The following is a 267-nucleotide window of genomic DNA, read 5'->3' as shown; positions in this document are numbered from 1 at the left end:
GAGGTAAACATGTCGATAAACTCGCCATGCAGGGCCGCGCGCAGGCGCGTGGTGTCGTTGTTCCAGTAGAGGATATCGAACACCGGCGGCTCGTTGCCGAGCAGGTAGTTGTTGACNTGTCGATAAACTCGCCATGCAGGGCCGCGCGCGGGGGCGTGGTGTCGTTGTTCCTGTAGAGGATATCGAACACCGGCGGCTCGTTGCCGAGCAGGTAGTTGTTGACCTGTCTCTTATACACATCTCAGATCCCAAGTGTGGAACTGAGCG

Annotated in this window: 1 pseudogene; it reads right to left on the bottom strand. The window is 57.9% G+C overall.

Annotated features, from left to right (window positions below):
• Positions 1 to 116, bottom strand: a pseudogene (locus tag ACQ4LH_RS21680) (hypothetical protein); the annotation flags it as partial.
• Positions 117 to 267: the final 151 nt, after the last annotated feature.

Origin of the sequence: Pseudomonas peli (assembly GCF_050563605.1) — a bacterium.
GTDB classification, from domain to species: Bacteria; Pseudomonadota; Gammaproteobacteria; order Pseudomonadales; family Pseudomonadaceae; genus Aquipseudomonas; species Aquipseudomonas peli_A.
This window is presented reverse-complemented; position numbering and strand designations above follow the sequence as displayed.